General features: G+C 51.3%; 13 protein-coding genes. All 13 read left to right on the top strand.

Going from position 1 to position 14,220, the window contains the following annotated elements; all coding sequences use genetic code 11:
* The first annotated feature begins 54 nt into the window (after positions 1 to 54).
* The 13 genes from AB1756_06190 to AB1756_06130 all read left to right on the top strand — a co-directional run bounded on the left by AB1756_06190 (position 55) and on the right by AB1756_06130 (position 14,214).
* Positions 55 to 828: a ParA family protein gene (locus tag AB1756_06190; protein MEW5806915.1), complete on the top strand. Its 774-nt coding sequence runs from the start codon at positions 55 to 57 to the stop codon at positions 826 to 828.
* On the top strand, positions 806 to 1,648 hold the full coding sequence (locus tag AB1756_06185; protein ID MEW5806914.1) for a ParB/RepB/Spo0J family partition protein: 843 nt from the start codon (positions 806 to 808) through the stop codon (positions 1,646 to 1,648). The genes AB1756_06190 and AB1756_06185 overlap by 23 nt, the downstream gene beginning before the upstream one ends.
* A gap of 3 nt (positions 1,649 to 1,651) precedes the next feature.
* Positions 1,652 to 2,047, top strand: coding sequence for a polymer-forming cytoskeletal protein (locus tag AB1756_06180; GenBank protein MEW5806913.1), 396 nt, complete (start codon positions 1,652 to 1,654; stop codon positions 2,045 to 2,047).
* Positions 2,048 to 2,324: 277 nt separating this feature from the next.
* Positions 2,325 to 2,867 (top strand): ATP synthase F1 subunit delta, encoded by a 543-nt coding sequence (gene atpH, locus AB1756_06175; GenBank protein MEW5806912.1) that lies wholly within the window; start codon positions 2,325 to 2,327, stop codon positions 2,865 to 2,867.
* Positions 2,868 to 2,870: 3 nt separating this feature from the next.
* Positions 2,871 to 4,394 carry a F0F1 ATP synthase subunit alpha gene (atpA, locus tag AB1756_06170; protein MEW5806911.1) on the top strand — a complete coding sequence of 508 codons (1,524 nt, stop codon included), beginning with the start codon at positions 2,871 to 2,873 and terminating at the stop codon, positions 4,392 to 4,394.
* Entirely contained in the window at positions 4,395 to 5,267 is an 873-nt protein-coding gene (gene atpG / locus AB1756_06165; protein MEW5806910.1) for an ATP synthase F1 subunit gamma, read from the top strand. It abuts the gene before it with no gap.
* Complete coding sequence (atpD, locus tag AB1756_06160; GenBank protein ID MEW5806909.1) at positions 5,267 to 6,691, top strand: F0F1 ATP synthase subunit beta; 1,425 nt, start codon at positions 5,267 to 5,269, stop codon at positions 6,689 to 6,691. Before atpG ends, atpD begins: the two co-directional genes overlap by 1 nt.
* A 105-nt stretch (positions 6,692 to 6,796) precedes the next feature.
* A complete protein-coding gene (locus AB1756_06155; protein MEW5806908.1) occupies positions 6,797 to 7,189 on the top strand; it encodes a F0F1 ATP synthase subunit epsilon in 393 nt (130 codons plus the stop codon).
* A 40-nt stretch (positions 7,190 to 7,229) separates the two neighbouring features.
* A complete protein-coding gene (locus tag AB1756_06150; protein ID MEW5806907.1) occupies positions 7,230 to 8,405 on the top strand; it encodes an ABC transporter substrate-binding protein in 1,176 nt (391 codons plus the stop codon).
* Between the two features lie 101 nt (positions 8,406 to 8,506).
* Positions 8,507 to 9,253 carry a dolichyl-phosphate beta-glucosyltransferase gene (locus AB1756_06145; GenBank protein MEW5806906.1) on the top strand — a complete coding sequence of 249 codons (747 nt, stop codon included), beginning with the start codon at positions 8,507 to 8,509 and terminating at the stop codon, positions 9,251 to 9,253.
* A 9-nt stretch (positions 9,254 to 9,262) separates the two neighbouring features.
* A complete protein-coding gene (gene rfaE2 / locus AB1756_06140; protein MEW5806905.1) occupies positions 9,263 to 9,775 on the top strand; it encodes a D-glycero-beta-D-manno-heptose 1-phosphate adenylyltransferase in 513 nt (170 codons plus the stop codon).
* Positions 9,765 to 13,205, top strand: a complete 3,441-nt coding sequence (mfd, locus tag AB1756_06135) for a transcription-repair coupling factor (protein MEW5806904.1) — start codon at positions 9,765 to 9,767, stop codon at positions 13,203 to 13,205. Before rfaE2 ends, mfd begins: the two co-directional genes overlap by 11 nt.
* 25 nt (positions 13,206 to 13,230) lie before the next feature.
* Positions 13,231 to 14,214 carry a peptidyl-prolyl cis-trans isomerase gene (locus tag AB1756_06130; GenBank protein ID MEW5806903.1) on the top strand — a complete coding sequence of 328 codons (984 nt, stop codon included), beginning with the start codon at positions 13,231 to 13,233 and terminating at the stop codon, positions 14,212 to 14,214.
* Positions 14,215 to 14,220: the final 6 nt, after the last annotated feature.

Raw genomic sequence — 14,220 nt, 5'->3', positions numbered from 1 at the left:
TTTCTTTTAAAATTCTTATCTCTGTGTTAAATTATTAAGAAATTTTGGAAGGCCATGAGGAAGATCATAGCTATTGCAAATCAAAAAGGAGGCGTGGGAAAGACAACGACTGCCATCAATCTCTCATCAGCACTTGCAATAGCTGAAAAAAATGTTCTCCTCATAGATGCAGATCCTCAGTCAAACTCGACAAGAGGTCTGGGAATATATCAGGATGGCTTAACTTCACTGTATAACATTCTGCTTGATGAAGCTTCTTTTCCAGATGCGATCTTAAAGACCGATTTACCATATCTATCAATTGTCACATCGGATATCGACCTGATCGGAGCCGAAGTAGAACTCGTTGATTTTGCGGAAAGGGAATACCTATTAAAAAGAAAAATTGAAGCTGCCCCATCAAATTACGATTTTGTTATTATTGATTGCCCGCCTTCACTCGGGTTGTTGACAGTAAACTCTTTAGTTGCAGCAAATAGCGTAATTATACCGGTCCAGTGTGAGTACCTGGCTCTTGAGGGGATCAAGTTGCTTCTCGAAACTCTTGAAAGGGTAAAATCTTATTTAAATTCAATGCTTTACATCGAGGGAATACTCTTGACGATGTATGATGATAGGACGAATCTCTCAAGACAGGTTGCCGAAGAGATCAGATCCCACTTTGGCGATAGAGTTTTTCGTACGGTCATCCCGAGAAACGTGCGACTGGGCGAAGCCCCTAGTTTTGGTAAGTCCATATTTTTCTATGATATACGCTCCAAGGGAGCAGAGGCTTATTTGAATTTAGCGGAGGAAATATTGAAAAATGAAGAGAAAGGCATTAGGTAGAGGTCTGGATTCCTTGATCCCCGTCCATAAAGAAGGAGTGCCAACAGAGGACAATCTGAGAATGATCGATGTGGACCTGATCAAGCCCGGAAAGCATCAGCCTCGGGAAGAGTTCAACGGGGACGAACTGCAAGAACTTGCCGGTTCTATCAAAGAGCATGGAATCATTCAGCCGGTCATTCTCAAGAAATATGGTGAAAAATTTCAGCTCATCGCAGGTGAGAGGCGATGGAGGGCGGCTCAACTATCCGGTCTCCTGAAAGTCCCGTCCATAGTCATGGATGTGGCTGATGACCATCTCCTGGAAATTTCCCTAGTAGAGAACATTCAGCGAAAGGAACTGAACCCCATCGAGGAAGCGAATGCTTACCGGACCATGCTGGAAAGGCTCGAACTCACGCAGGATGAAATTGCAAAGAGGGTTGGGAAGAAGAGAAGCTCTGTGGCAAACTATCTCCGCCTTCTGAAGCTCCCCGAAAAAGTCCAGAACTTACTGAAGAGGGGAATACTGACAATGGGCCATGTCAAGGCTCTTTCAACCATTGAGAGGGAAGAGGATCAGATAAAACTGGCCCAAAGGATTGCAACCGAAACGCTATCCGTGCGCCAGGTGGAGAGCCTGGCTTTGCGCTGGAAGTCCAAGAAGCCGAAAATGCCTCAGAACATCGACCCTAACATCATGGCTGCCGAAAAGGAGCTGCAAAAGGTCCTTGGAACAAAAGTCCGGATCATCAAGAGAAGAAGAGGCGGCAGGATAGAGATAAGATTCTATTCCGATGAAGAACTGGATAGACTTTATAACTTTTTCATTCAGGGTTGAAATATGATAAGAAGATTAAAAAAGAACAGCATCGATACAAACTCCGAGATAAGCGGTTTCCTTGGCGAAGGAACAACGCTGAATGGTGAGATCCGTTTCAAGAATGCCTTCAGGATCGATGGGAAAGTCATTGGGAAAATCATTTCGGAAGACATGCTCATAGTTGGAAGCCGGGGAGAAGTGGAAGCCGAAGTAGATGTCGGCGTGCTCTCCGTGAGCGGGCTGATACGAGGCGATGTAAGGGCCAGGGAGAAACTTGAGATCCACAATGGTGGGAAAATCTGTGGAACCATTACCCTTGATAAACCAAATTTCATCGTCGAAGAGGGAGGCATCTTCGAAGGAAAAGTTGACATGAGATCATCCAACGAAGGAGCAGCAAAGGATCCTGTCGCTTAGCCAAATTGACAATGCTTTATCCATATGTTAGATTTTCTCGTCTTTTTTAACGCATGCTGCTCGCATGGGTCACATGAATGGGAGCGATTCTCCTGGCAGGGAAATCGTCCCTTGCTTCTCGCCCGCCTCGCAGGCTCGACAGATCGCACAAACGTGCGCTCTTTTCGCGGCGCGCGTGAGACACTTTTCCGAGCTAATGCTCGAAAACTATGCCCGCTTGCCCTTGCGACGCTTTTTATCGTTGCCCATGCAACTGCTACAGACCTGAAACAAAGAGATGGAAAACAGGAGTACTGCAAGAAAGTACGCCAGAGTTTTAATCAAGATGGCTGCCAGCAATGCGGAGCTTGACAGGCTGGAATCAGAGCTTCAGTCTGCCCGTATGGTCATGGAAAGCTCCGCGAAGACAAGGAAGTTCTTTCTGACGCCAATGGGTGGGAAGAAGAGGAAAATAGCTGCCATAGGAGAGATCTGCAGGCTTGCAAAACTGTCGGTTCCGGTGGAAAGATTCCTATACATTTTGGTAGAAAACGATCGACTTAGCCTGCTTGGCGACATCGTCCGGGCTCTGAGAGAGCTCAGGGATGAAAGGAATAATCTGGCGACCGTGGAGGTCACAAGCGCCCAGGAGTTGAATGCCGATTTCAGAGAGAGTATAGAGAAGATCTTTTCTTCCATTACAGGGAAGAATGCCAGACTCGACGCTAAAGTGGATACTTCCCTGATAGGCGGCATAGTAGCCAGAGTGGGTTCGACCGTTTACGATGGAGCGATCAAAGGGCAGCTCATGAGGATGAAACGAAAACTACTGGGGGAATAACGGATGGATATCAAAATTGATGAGATAAGCAAGATCATTCAACAGCATATCGAGGGATACGAGAAGGAAATAGATTACAGCGAAGTTGGGACCATCATCACAGCAGGTGACGGGATTGCGAGAGTGTACGGGCTCGAGAACGTCATGTACGGTGAGATCCTCGAGTTTCCGAACGGCGTCTTCGGCTTGGCTCTGAACCTTGAAGAGGATAGTGTCGGCGCCATCCTGATGGGAGAATCGACACTCGTTAAGGAGGGAGACATCGTCAGGCGAACGAAGCGGATCATGGAAGTCCCGGTCGGTGAAGTTATGATCGGCAGGGTTGTGGACCCTCTCGGGCAGGAGCTTGACGGGAAAGGGCCGATTAAGACGGAACACTATGGCCCGATCGAAAGGTTGGCACCCGGCGTAGTCGACAGGATCCCCGTTAAGGAACCGGTCCAGACTGGGATTAAGGCAATCGATTCCATGATCCCCATCGGTAGAGGGCAGAGGGAGCTCATCATCGGTGACCGTCAGACCGGAAAGACAGCCCTCGCAATCGACACCATCATTAATCAGAAGGACAAGGACATGATCTGCGTCTATGTCGCCATAGGGCAGAAGCAATCCACCATCGCGCAGGTTGTAAAGATGTTGCACAATTATGGGGCAATGAAGCATACGATTGTCGTCTCGGCTTCGGCCAGCGAGCCGTCCTCCCTTCAGTATCTCGGTCCTTATGCCGGTTGCGCCATGGGAGAGTACTTTAGAGATAGGGGGAAACACGCGCTCTGTATATACGACGACCTCTCCAAGCATGCAGCCGCCTATCGCGAGATGTCACTCCTCCTCCGCAGACCTCCGGGCAGAGAGGCCTATCCCGGTGATGTCTTCTATCTCCACTCAAGGTTGCTGGAAAGAGCGGCCAAGCTGAATAAAGAGTTAGGCGAAGGGTCGCTGACGGCTCTTCCCATCATCGAAACGCAGGCGGGAGACATCTCAACCTATATCCCCACCAACGTCATCTCCATCACCGATGGGCAGATCTACCTCGAATCCGACCTCTTTTACTCCGGGGTCAGGCCGGCCGTCAATGTTGGTCTCTCTGTCTCAAGGGTAGGAGGGAATGCTCAGATCAAAGCGATGAAACAGGTGGCAGGAAAGCTGAGGCTCGAACTGGCCCAGTACAGGGAGATGGCGGCCTTTGCCCAATTTGGAAGCGATCTCGATAAGGCAACGCAGGCTCAGCTTCACAGAGGAGAAAGGCTCGTCGAGATTTTGAAGCAAGAACAATATCAGCCACTCTCGGTCGAGAAACAGATCCTGATCATCTACGCGGCGACCACCGGGTATCTCGACAGCATCTCCGTTTCCAAATCCCGGCTCTTTGAGAAGGAGCTTTACCGTTACCTTGATCAGCACCAGGCAGTACTGCAGGAGAAACTCCGCGAGAAAAAAGAGATCGACGATTCTCTCAGATCAGAGATCAAGAAAGCGCTTGATGCCTTCAAGGAGACCTTCGTTAAACTGCATGGCGAGGATTGATTGTTAAAAGCAAGGGATATCAAGAGAAGGATCAGAAGCATCCAGAACATGATGCAGATTACCAGGGCCATGAAGATGGTCTCAGCCGCAAAACTGCGAAGGGCCCAGGAGAAGATGTTCGCCGCAAGGCCCTATGCCAACATGATGCTTGAGGTGCTGAACTCTCTGGCCGCAAGAGCGCATCCCGGGAGCCACCCTCTGCTCGCCCAGCGGGGTGAGAAGAAGATTGAGGTCGTGATCATAACGGCTGATAAAGGTCTCTGTGGCAGCTTCAACTCCAACATACAGAGAGCGGCCATCTCCTTTCTTGGCAAGAAGAGGGAATGCGGAACTTCTCTCTATCTGGTTGGTAAGAAGGGGAGGGACTTTTTCAGGAAGAGAGACCACACCGTCAGGAGGGAGGTCATCGATCTCTCCAGAGAGGTCAAATACGAGCATGCCTCCAGGATTGCGAACGATCTTATGGAGCTGTTCATTTCGGGTGAGACAGATGCCATCTACCTCATATACAATGAATTCAAGTCGACGGCCCGACAGCAGATCGTTGAGGAGCTGCTCCTTCCGATCAAGCGGATGGAAGCGGAACCTGGAACTGTGCTTGAAGATTATATCTATGAACCATCGGCAGCCGAGCTCTTTGCAGACCTGTTGCCAAGACATGTGGTGACACAAGTTTACAGAGCGCTTCTGGAATCGGTTGCCGCGGAACATACAGCGAGGATGATGGCCATGGATGCCGCCACGAGCAACGCTCAGGAAATGATAGACGCTCTCACGCTTCAGATGAACAGAGTCAGACAGAGCTCCATAACGACCGAATTGATCGAGATTGTCTATGGGGCAGAAGCCTTAAGAAGGGGAGGTTCGAGGTAATGGGCAAGATAGGGAAAGTGATCCAGATCATAGGACCCGTCGTGGACGTGGAGTTCGATGAAGACCATCTTCCTGCCATCCTGAATGCTGTAAGGATCACGGACGATGGATCGAAGACGGGGTTCCCGATTGATGTGACGGCCGAAGTCCAGCAGCATCTCGGGGAAAACAGGGCGAGGTGCGTTGCGCTTGAACCGACGGAGGGGATGGTCCGTGGAACAAAGGCAGAGGATCTAGGACAGCCGATCACCATTCCCGTCGGGAAGGGAAACCTGGGCAGGATCATCAACGTCATCGGGAAGCCCGCCGACAAGCTGGGTCCCATCGAAAGCAAGGAGAAATGGCCCATCCACAGAGAATCCCCGGCCTTCGAAGAGCAAAACACCAAGATCGAAATGTTCGAAACAGGGATCAAGGTCATCGATCTGCTTGAGCCTTACACGAAAGGGGGTAAAGTCGGTCTCTTCGGTGGTGCAGGAGTGGGAAAGACAGTTCTCATCATGGAACTGATCCACAATGTCGCCAAGAAACATGGAGGATATTCCGTATTCGCTGGAGTTGGAGAAAGAACTAGGGAAGGAAACGACCTCTGGCTAGAAATGAAACAATCCGGTGTCCTCGGTAAGACGGCCCTGATCTATGGTCAGATGACGGAACCGCCGGGAGCTAGGTTGAGAGTGGGCTTGACAGGGTTGACAGTTGCCGAATATTTCAGGGATGTTGAAGGACAGGATGTCCTTCTCTTCATCGACAATATTTTCCGTTTCGTTCAGGCAGGCAGCGAAGTATCGGCGCTTCTTGGAAGGATGCCCTCGGCCGTAGGTTATCAACCGACCCTGGCGACAGAGATGGGAGAACTCCAGGAGAGGATTACCTCCACTCTGAAAGGGTCGATCACGTCGGTCCAGGCAATCTACGTTCCAGCAGATGACTACACCGACCCGGCGCCAGCAACGACGTTTGCCCACCTCGACGCTTCCACGAATCTCTCCAGGCAGATCGTAGAGCTGGGGATCTATCCGGCTGTGGATCCGCTGGCGTCGACGTCCAGGATCATGGACCCACGCATCCTGGGCGAGGAACATTATAGAACGGCCAGAGCCGTCCAGGGAGTTCTCCAGAGGTACAAGGAGCTTCAGGACATCATCGCCATACTCGGGATTGACGAATTGTCCGAAGAGGATAAGATAATAGTATCGAGGGCAAGAAAGATTCAAAGATTTCTCTCGCAGCCTTTCTTTGTAGCGGAAGAGTTCACAGGAATGCCCGGAAAATACGTTGAATTGAAGGATACGATCAGGGGCTTCAAGGAACTCGTCGATGGGAAGCATGACGAGATCCCGGAGCAGGCCTTCTACATGGTTGGCTCTATCGAGGAGGTCCTTGAGAAAGCGGATCGTATCAGGGCTGCCTCAATAGATTGAACGTGTCTCGTCAACTTTAATTTATGCGCTTCATCATCTCGGCGACGCTTTTTCTTGTGAACGGTGCTGGGATCATAGAGAATTAACAGGATGCTGCCGGATAAGATGACATTCGAAGTGGTGATGCCGGAGAGGAGAGTTCTCTCAGCAACGGTGGACGAGGTTGTGCTTCCCGGAAAGATGGGATATTTTGGCGTGCTGCCCGGCCACGCCCCATTTCTGACCTCTCTCTCCATTGGACTCATCACTTACAGGATCGGGGAGAGGAGCCATTACATCGCCGTAAGCTGGGGTTTCTGTGAGGTCTTGTACGACAAAGTGATCGTCCTTGCCGAGACGGCAGAGAAGGCAGAGGAGATCGATCTCCAGAGAGCGCTCGATAAGAAACAGCAGGCGGAAGAGATCCTCAGGTTGAAGAAAGGGGATCTGGAGTTCAAAACTGCTGAGATCAGGTTGAGAAAAGCTCTCGCGAGGATAGAAGCCCATGGGAAATTATAGCGATCTTAATAATCCCGCAAAAGGACAAAGAGGTGGTCTTATGAGCCACATAAGATTCCGTTCATGCTTTTCCTCGTTGTTCTTTATCGTCGCGCTGGTGTCAATCCTGTTGCTCGCTGGAGGATGCGGTTCCAGAGAATTCAGGATGGGAGGCCTTATCTCGCTTAGCGGGGCCGCTGAGCCATATGGCGTCATGGTGACGATGGGGATGGACCTTGCCGTTGAAGAGGTGAACGGAGCGGGGGGAGTTGAAGGGAGAAAGATCGTCATACTGTATAAAGATGATTCAACCAATATTGGAGTGGGTGTCACGGCTGCGAAGGAGCTTATCATCAAAGAGCGTGTCCCCGTCATCATCGGTCCCATAGCCAGTTCCGTCAGCCTTGCCGTGGCTCCGATCTGCGAGTCCTACCGCAAGGTCATGTTGAGCCCGGCCAGCTCCACTCCCAAGCTGACGGGCGCCGGGATGTTCATCTTCAGGAATTATCCATCGGATGTCGTCGAGGGGACTTTCACGGCCGATTTTGCTAGAGAACAGGGGATCGAAAAAGTGGTCGTCATCGCCATAAACAACGAGTTCGGAAACGGCATCAAGGATGTCTTCATCAAACAGTTCCGAAGCAAATTCCGGGAGATCCTGAAGGTCTTCAGTTACCAGGAAGAAACTTTTGACAGATTTCCGGCCATTATCGCAGAAACCAAAGAGCTGAAACCGGAAGCAATCTATCTGTGCGGTTATGCCAGAGATATGGCCATGCTCCTGAAGGAGATCCGAAACCAAAAGATCGAATCGCTCATCTTCTGTGTCTCTGCGGTCAACAGGAAGATGGTTGATATAGCTGCTGGTGCCGCCGAAGGAGTCATGTTCCCGCAGCCCGCTTTCGACCTGGGAAGCTCCGAGCCCGCTATGGCCTCCTTCGTCCAGAGGTTCAGGAAAAAGTATTCGAAAGATCCCGACAATTTTGCGGCTCACGGCTATGATGCTGTTAAGCTGATCGCGGAAGCGGTCAAGAAGGTGAAGAGCACGCATCCGGAGGATATCCGCACCGGGCTAATGGCCATCAATAATTACGAGGGAGCAGCGGGACGGACAACTTTCGACAATAACGGTGATGTCGTTCAGCATCCGAGGATATTTGTCATTCATAACGGAAGATTCGTTCAGTTCGACAAGTATATCCAGGAAGTTGGAAGCATCAAGATCCCAGAACGCTAATCCCGCGCCTGGCATTTCGGTATTCCCGGCAAGTGTCGCTCATTGGCAACAAATTCCAATCCATGGCCTGATAACAAAACTTTCAAGTGCTGCAACGCGTTATGGCATCGAACCCTTTTCTGTCCATCGTCATTCCGGCGTTCAATGAGGAGAAGAGACTCCGGGATACCCTCGACCGGGTCTGGACATACACCCGCCAGAACAGCCTTGATGCAGAGATCATCGTGGTTAATGACGGCAGCGTGGATGCTACCCCGGAGATAGCGAAGAAGTTCACTCATCTTCACGACCACTGCTTTCTCGTCAACAATGTCGAGAATAGAGGAAAGGGATTCTCCTTCCGGCGAGGCTTCCTGGCAAGCAAGGGGAATCTGATCCTCCTCACGGATGCCGACCTCTCGGCCCCCATTGAGGAGTTCGGCGTCCTGATGAAAGTGATGAGAGAAGGGAATTACGACATTGCCATAGGTTCCAGGGGAATTGATCCATCGAAGGTTGAGATCAAGCAGAACTGGGTCCGGCGGACAATGGGTAAGTCCTTTAACAGCCTGGTCCGAATGATTACGAAACTTCCCTTCAAGGACACCCAGTGCGGCTTCAAGCTGATGGCAAGAGAAAGGGTCCTGCCTGTGATCAACATGATGAAAGTGGACAGGTTCAGCTACGATGTGGAGCTTCTCTTCCTGGCATCCCGATCCGGCTTGAGGATCATCGAGGTTCCTGTGGTCTGGAGAAATTCGACAGAGACAAAGGTCAGAATGGTCATCGACTCTCTCAGCATGATCGGCGACATTCTGAAGATTAAAAGGAATTACAGCAGGGGATTGTACGGGAAGAAAAACGAGTAGGAATTATTCATGGTATCGAAAGAAACCAGAAGCGGTACTAAAAAATTCTTGAGCCTCCACCGCCTCCTGCCGATCGTTCGCAGGCTGCGCTGTAAGAAGAAGAAGATCGTTTTTACAAATGGATGTTTCGATCTGATCCATGCTGGCCACATCCATCTCCTGCGAAAAGGATCAAAGATGGGAGACGTCATGATCGTGGGCATCAACACCGATTCTTCCGTAAGAAGGTTGAAGGGACCCGGCAGACCGATAATCCCTCTGCGCGAGAGGGTAGCAGTGCTTGCCGCGCTGGAATGCGTGGATTATGTGGTCTCGTTCCGCGAGGATACTCCAGCCGTTCTCATCCAGAAGATCCTCCCCGACGTCCTCATCAAAGGGGGAGACTGGAAGATATCGAAGATCGTCGGCAGGGATGTCGTCGAGGGGAGAGGGGGCCGGGTTATCTCCATCCCGTTGAAGAATGGGCAATCAACCTCCGTTCTCATAGAAAGGATCATCCATAGATTTGCCAATGAGGGTTGACCTTCCGGAAATCGCCTATCACATCCTGGAAGATGCATCGTTCGCGAGGATACTTCGCGCAGTTTCAGAACGGGAAGAGAGAATCGCTCTTTCAGGGCTCATCGAACCAGCTCGATCTTTCTTCATCTCTCTGATACAGATACTGACAGGCAGAAAGATGGCCTATATCGTGTCGGGAGAAGCCGAGCTCGAATTCCATTCAAGGAACATATCCTCCTTCATAGCCTTTCTGGGAGCTGACCCGAAAGGGATTGCCACCTTCCCCTCGCTCGATGCAGATCCATACAATCAGATCCCGCCTCACCTTCAGGCCGCATGCGAGAGGGTTGCGGCGCTGCACAGGATCCTGAACGGCGAAGCCTCCATCATCGTCCTCACGCTCCGTTCCCTCGTCTCGCTCCTTCATCCTCCCGAAGTTTTCGAGAACTTCTTCTTCTCCTTGCAGAAGGATCAGACTCTTTCTATGGAGGAGTTCATTGCAAGACTGCTTGAGGGAGGCTTTCGTCCTTCGGACTACGTTTCCTCCGCAGGCGAGTTTGCCAGGAGAGGAGGGATCATCGACCTATTTCAGCCGGGTGACGACGTGCCGCTCAGGGTTGAGTTCTCAGGGAACGAGATCGAATCGATCCGCACATTTGACGTTAACAGTCAGCTCTCCATCGAGAAAATGAAAAAGATATCAATCAGACCTGCCGCAGAAGTTCCTCTGAATTCAGAATCTATCTCCAGAGTTCTGAACTACCTTAAAGAGAAGAAAGGAAAGGACAAAGCAAAAGCGGAAGAGATAGCGGAAAAAGTAAGAACGCAGAGATACTATCCGGGCATTGAAGGACTGGGGAAGATCATGACGGATCAGGGAAAGAGCATCTTCGACCACCTGAATGATTTCTACATCATCGTCGACGATCCATTCCGGGTGGAAGAGGAGCTCCTTAACATCCATGCAGAGCTCGATGATAACTACCGCGAATCGGAGGTTCCGATATTCCCAGCGCCGACAGAACTCTTTATCGATCCACGGGAGCTTGCTTCGCGGGTTGCCGATCACGATATGGGGATCTCCGATCTTTCCCCGCTCGACAAGAGGAAGGGCCACTATTCCATAAGCTCAAGGCCGGTTCGAAATTTCACCGGGAACATCACGCAATTCCTTTCGGAGCTCAAAAATGAACTGCAGCGAGGAATGAGAGTGGCCATCATGATGAACTCCGAGGGGAAGCGGGACCGGCTCATGGAGATCCTGAGAGAACATGCCTCTTCGCTCTCCGGAGATTCGGGAGAGGAAGCACGCGATCTGTCCTCTCTTATATCGGTATGCAGGATAAGGTCCGGATTCGAGCTCCCGGAGTTGAACGTCATCGTCCACGCGGAAGGGGAGATCTTCGGGCGCGAGAGGGTGAGGATCGAAAAAATCAGCACTCATAAGACATTCGCATCCGACTTTCGCGACCTGAAGATTGGAGATCACGTTGTCCATTACGACCACGGGATAGGGAAGTATGCCGGCCTCGTAAAGCCGGGAGGAACTGCTGGTGACAGGGACTTCATGCTCATCCTCTATGCGGGAGGAGACCGCTTGTACCTTCCGGTCGACAGGCTGGACCTTGTTCAGCGATACAGCGGCGTCGAGGGGAAGAAAGTTGTTCTCGATAAACTCGGAGGAGTAAGCTGGGGTCGTGCAAAAAAGAAAGCGAAGAAGGCGATTGACAATCTGGCAAGAGAGCTCCTGCAGCTTTATGCGGAGAGACAGGTTCTCAAGGGGTATCGATTTTCGGCCGATATGGAGTGGCTGAAAGAGTTCGAAGCAGGTTTCGCCTATGAAGAAACGCCTGACCAGTTAAGCGCCATAGAAGAGATCAAAAGGGATATGGAAAGTGAACGGTCGATGGACCGGCTCCTATGTGGTGATGTGGGGTTCGGGAAAACGGAGGTGGCAATGCGCGCCGCCTTCAAAGCCGTGATGGATGGAAGGCAGGTCGCTCTTCTCGCTCCCACGACAGTCCTCGCCTTCCAGCATTACAACAATTTTCAAACACGGTTCTCCCCCTTTCCCGTCACCATCGAGATGCTGAGCCGGTTCAGGAAGGCTTCCGAACAGAAGGAGATCGTCAGAAGAATTAAGGAAGGGAGCATTGACATCGTCATCGGAACGCATCGCCTCCTCTCAAGGGATGTCTCCTTTAAGAGGCTGGGGCTTCTCATCGTTGACGAGGAGCAGCGGTTCGGCGTTGCGCACAAGGAGAAGTTGAAGATGATGGCGCGATCTGTGGACGTTCTTTCCATGACGGCTACCCCGATTCCGAGAACCCTCCAGATGTCGCTGGCAGGCGTGCGGGATCTGTCGATTATCGAGACGCCACCCGCCAACAGGATGTCCATTCAGACGAATCTCATTCCCTTCCGGAGGAACATCATAAGATCTGCCATAAGGAAAGAGTTGAGGCGAAACGGGCAGGTTTACTTCGTACACAACAGCGTCGCATCGCTTCCCGCCATGGCGCAACGGATCAAGGGGATCTGCCCGGAGGCAAAAGTCATCATGGCCCACGGGAAGATGCGGGAGAGAGATCTCGAGAAGGCCATGCTCAGGTTCATCTCGGGAGATTACAACGTTCTGCTCTCCACGACAATCATCGAGAACGGACTAGATATTCCAAGGGTCAACACCATAGTCATCAACAGGGCCGACCAGTTTGGGTTATCGCAGCTCTACCAATTAAGGGGAAGGGTCGGGCGCTCTGACATCAAGGCGTATGCCTATCTGTTGATCCCACCGCTGCGCGCGATCTCGCCCATAGCCCGGAGGCGGCTGAGATCCCTCCAGGACTTCAGCGACCTGGGGTCGGGATTCAGGCTGGCGGCCCTCGACCTCGAGATCAGGGGAGCCGGGGAGTTCCTTGGAACCAAGCAGCATGGACACATTGCGGCTCTCGGATTCGAGCTCTACATCAAGATGCTGGAGAGAGCGGTCCAGGAGCTGAGGGGCGAACCTGTCAGAGAGCTCGTGCCCGTGAAGATCAATCTTGGCATAGATGCAAGGATACCGGAGTATTTCATCCCGGCGCAGAATCTACGCCTTGCCTTTTACAAGAGGATAACATCGGCGGAGACTCGCGAGGAGCTCGAGGAGATCAGAAAAGAGATGACGGACCAGTATGGGACATTCCCTGTCCCTGTGAAGAATTTCTTTGCCCTGGCCGATCTCAAGCTGGCCGCGACCGAGATCGATCTGAGAGAGATCGATCATTCCGACGGGAAGGTAATCCTGACCTTTGGCACGGAGTCACCCGTCTCTGCCGAGAAGATCGTGGATTTCCTCTGCGAGCATAAAGGAGCCTCAATGACTCCTGCGGGACAGGTCACCACTATCCAACCGGAAGGGATCGATCGCGTGGAATGGGTGAAAATGGTCATCAAAAAGCTTGTGTGATATATTGGCCGCTGGGCATATGATCATGCTTAGATTCGATGAATTCAGGAACGAAGCCATGTTTCAAGTGATGTACAGGCTTTTTGCTATCGTCATGGTACTGGTATGGAATGAGGGGTGCGGGTTTTACGGGGAGAAAGAGGAGGAGAAGAACGTTATTGCCATCATCGGTGGGAGAGAAATCACGGTCGAGATGCTGGAAAAATATTTCTATGATAATCTCAATGGCATCCTCAGCGTCGCTAGCATCAAAGATTTCGAGCAGGATGAGACTGATGTTGATAAGGTAAAGAGCAGGCTCTTCGAGGATTTCATCGATACCCAGCTCCTGCTGGGAGAGGCGATCAAGGCCGGGGTCACGGTCGGTGGCGAAGAGGTGAATGAGTTCCTGAAAGGGTTCGGGGGGGAAGAGGAAAAGGCTGGGAAGCTCCGGAAAGGAGAGATGGAAAGACTGACAGAATTTTTGATGATACAGAAGTTCAAGAGTGAAAAACTCTTCCCGGGGGTGACGGTGAGCGATACCGAATTGAAGCAGTACGTCCAGGAGAAGATGGAAGAGTTGAAGAAGACCCATACGGTCACGCTAAGCATCATCATAGTGGAGACGGAGAATGAGGCCAGGGAGCTTTTCAAAAAGATCCGCGGAAATCAGGAAAACTTTAACTCCCTGGCGGAGAAATATGCTGTTCCTGCCGGCCAGAGCGGACCCCAGGTTTACAATATCGACGAACTGCCGGAAAACATCCGGGATGAAGTCAAACGGTTGAAAGTCGGGCAGATCAGTAAGCCAATGTCCCTACTTGGAAGGTCATGCATCTTTCGCCTGGAGAGCGTCGAGGCAGAAGGGATGAAATCGTTCGAAGAGATCGCTCAGAGCATGAAAGAACGGCTGCTGCGGGAGAAATGCCATGCCATGCTGGAAGACCATCTCAAAAAGCTGAAGACCGGTGGGGAGATCAAGATCTTTTATGAGCGACTCCCCTTTCATTTCATCAGAGAAAATTCTTGAGGAGGA

It is taken from the genome of Acidobacteriota bacterium (assembly GCA_040752675.1).
In the GTDB taxonomy this organism is placed as follows: Bacteria; Acidobacteriota; Polarisedimenticolia; order JBFMGF01; family JBFMGF01; genus JBFMGF01.
Note: the sequence above shows the minus strand (reverse complement) of the source record. Positions and strands in the feature narration are given on the sequence as shown.

Coding starts and splice junctions, on each gene's coding strand:
- AB1756_06130 (MEW5806903.1), top strand. CDS start 13,231: ATGCTTAGATTCGATGAATTCAGGAACGAAGCCATGTTTCAAGTGATG.
- AB1756_06155 (MEW5806908.1), top strand. CDS start 6,797: ATGACATTCGAAGTGGTGATGCCGGAGAGGAGAGTTCTCTCAGCAACG.
- AB1756_06190 (MEW5806915.1), top strand. CDS start 55: ATGAGGAAGATCATAGCTATTGCAAATCAAAAAGGAGGCGTGGGAAAG.
- atpA (MEW5806911.1), top strand. CDS start 2,871: ATGGATATCAAAATTGATGAGATAAGCAAGATCATTCAACAGCATATC.
- atpD (MEW5806909.1), top strand. CDS start 5,267: ATGGGCAAGATAGGGAAAGTGATCCAGATCATAGGACCCGTCGTGGAC.
- AB1756_06145 (MEW5806906.1), top strand. CDS start 8,507: ATGGCATCGAACCCTTTTCTGTCCATCGTCATTCCGGCGTTCAATGAG.
- AB1756_06150 (MEW5806907.1), top strand. CDS start 7,230: ATGAGCCACATAAGATTCCGTTCATGCTTTTCCTCGTTGTTCTTTATC.
- mfd (MEW5806904.1), top strand. CDS start 9,765: ATGAGGGTTGACCTTCCGGAAATCGCCTATCACATCCTGGAAGATGCA.
- rfaE2 (MEW5806905.1), top strand. CDS start 9,263: ATGGTATCGAAAGAAACCAGAAGCGGTACTAAAAAATTCTTGAGCCTC.
- AB1756_06180 (MEW5806913.1), top strand. CDS start 1,652: ATGATAAGAAGATTAAAAAAGAACAGCATCGATACAAACTCCGAGATA.
- AB1756_06185 (MEW5806914.1), top strand. CDS start 806: ATGAAGAGAAAGGCATTAGGTAGAGGTCTGGATTCCTTGATCCCCGTC.
- atpH (MEW5806912.1), top strand. CDS start 2,325: ATGGAAAACAGGAGTACTGCAAGAAAGTACGCCAGAGTTTTAATCAAG.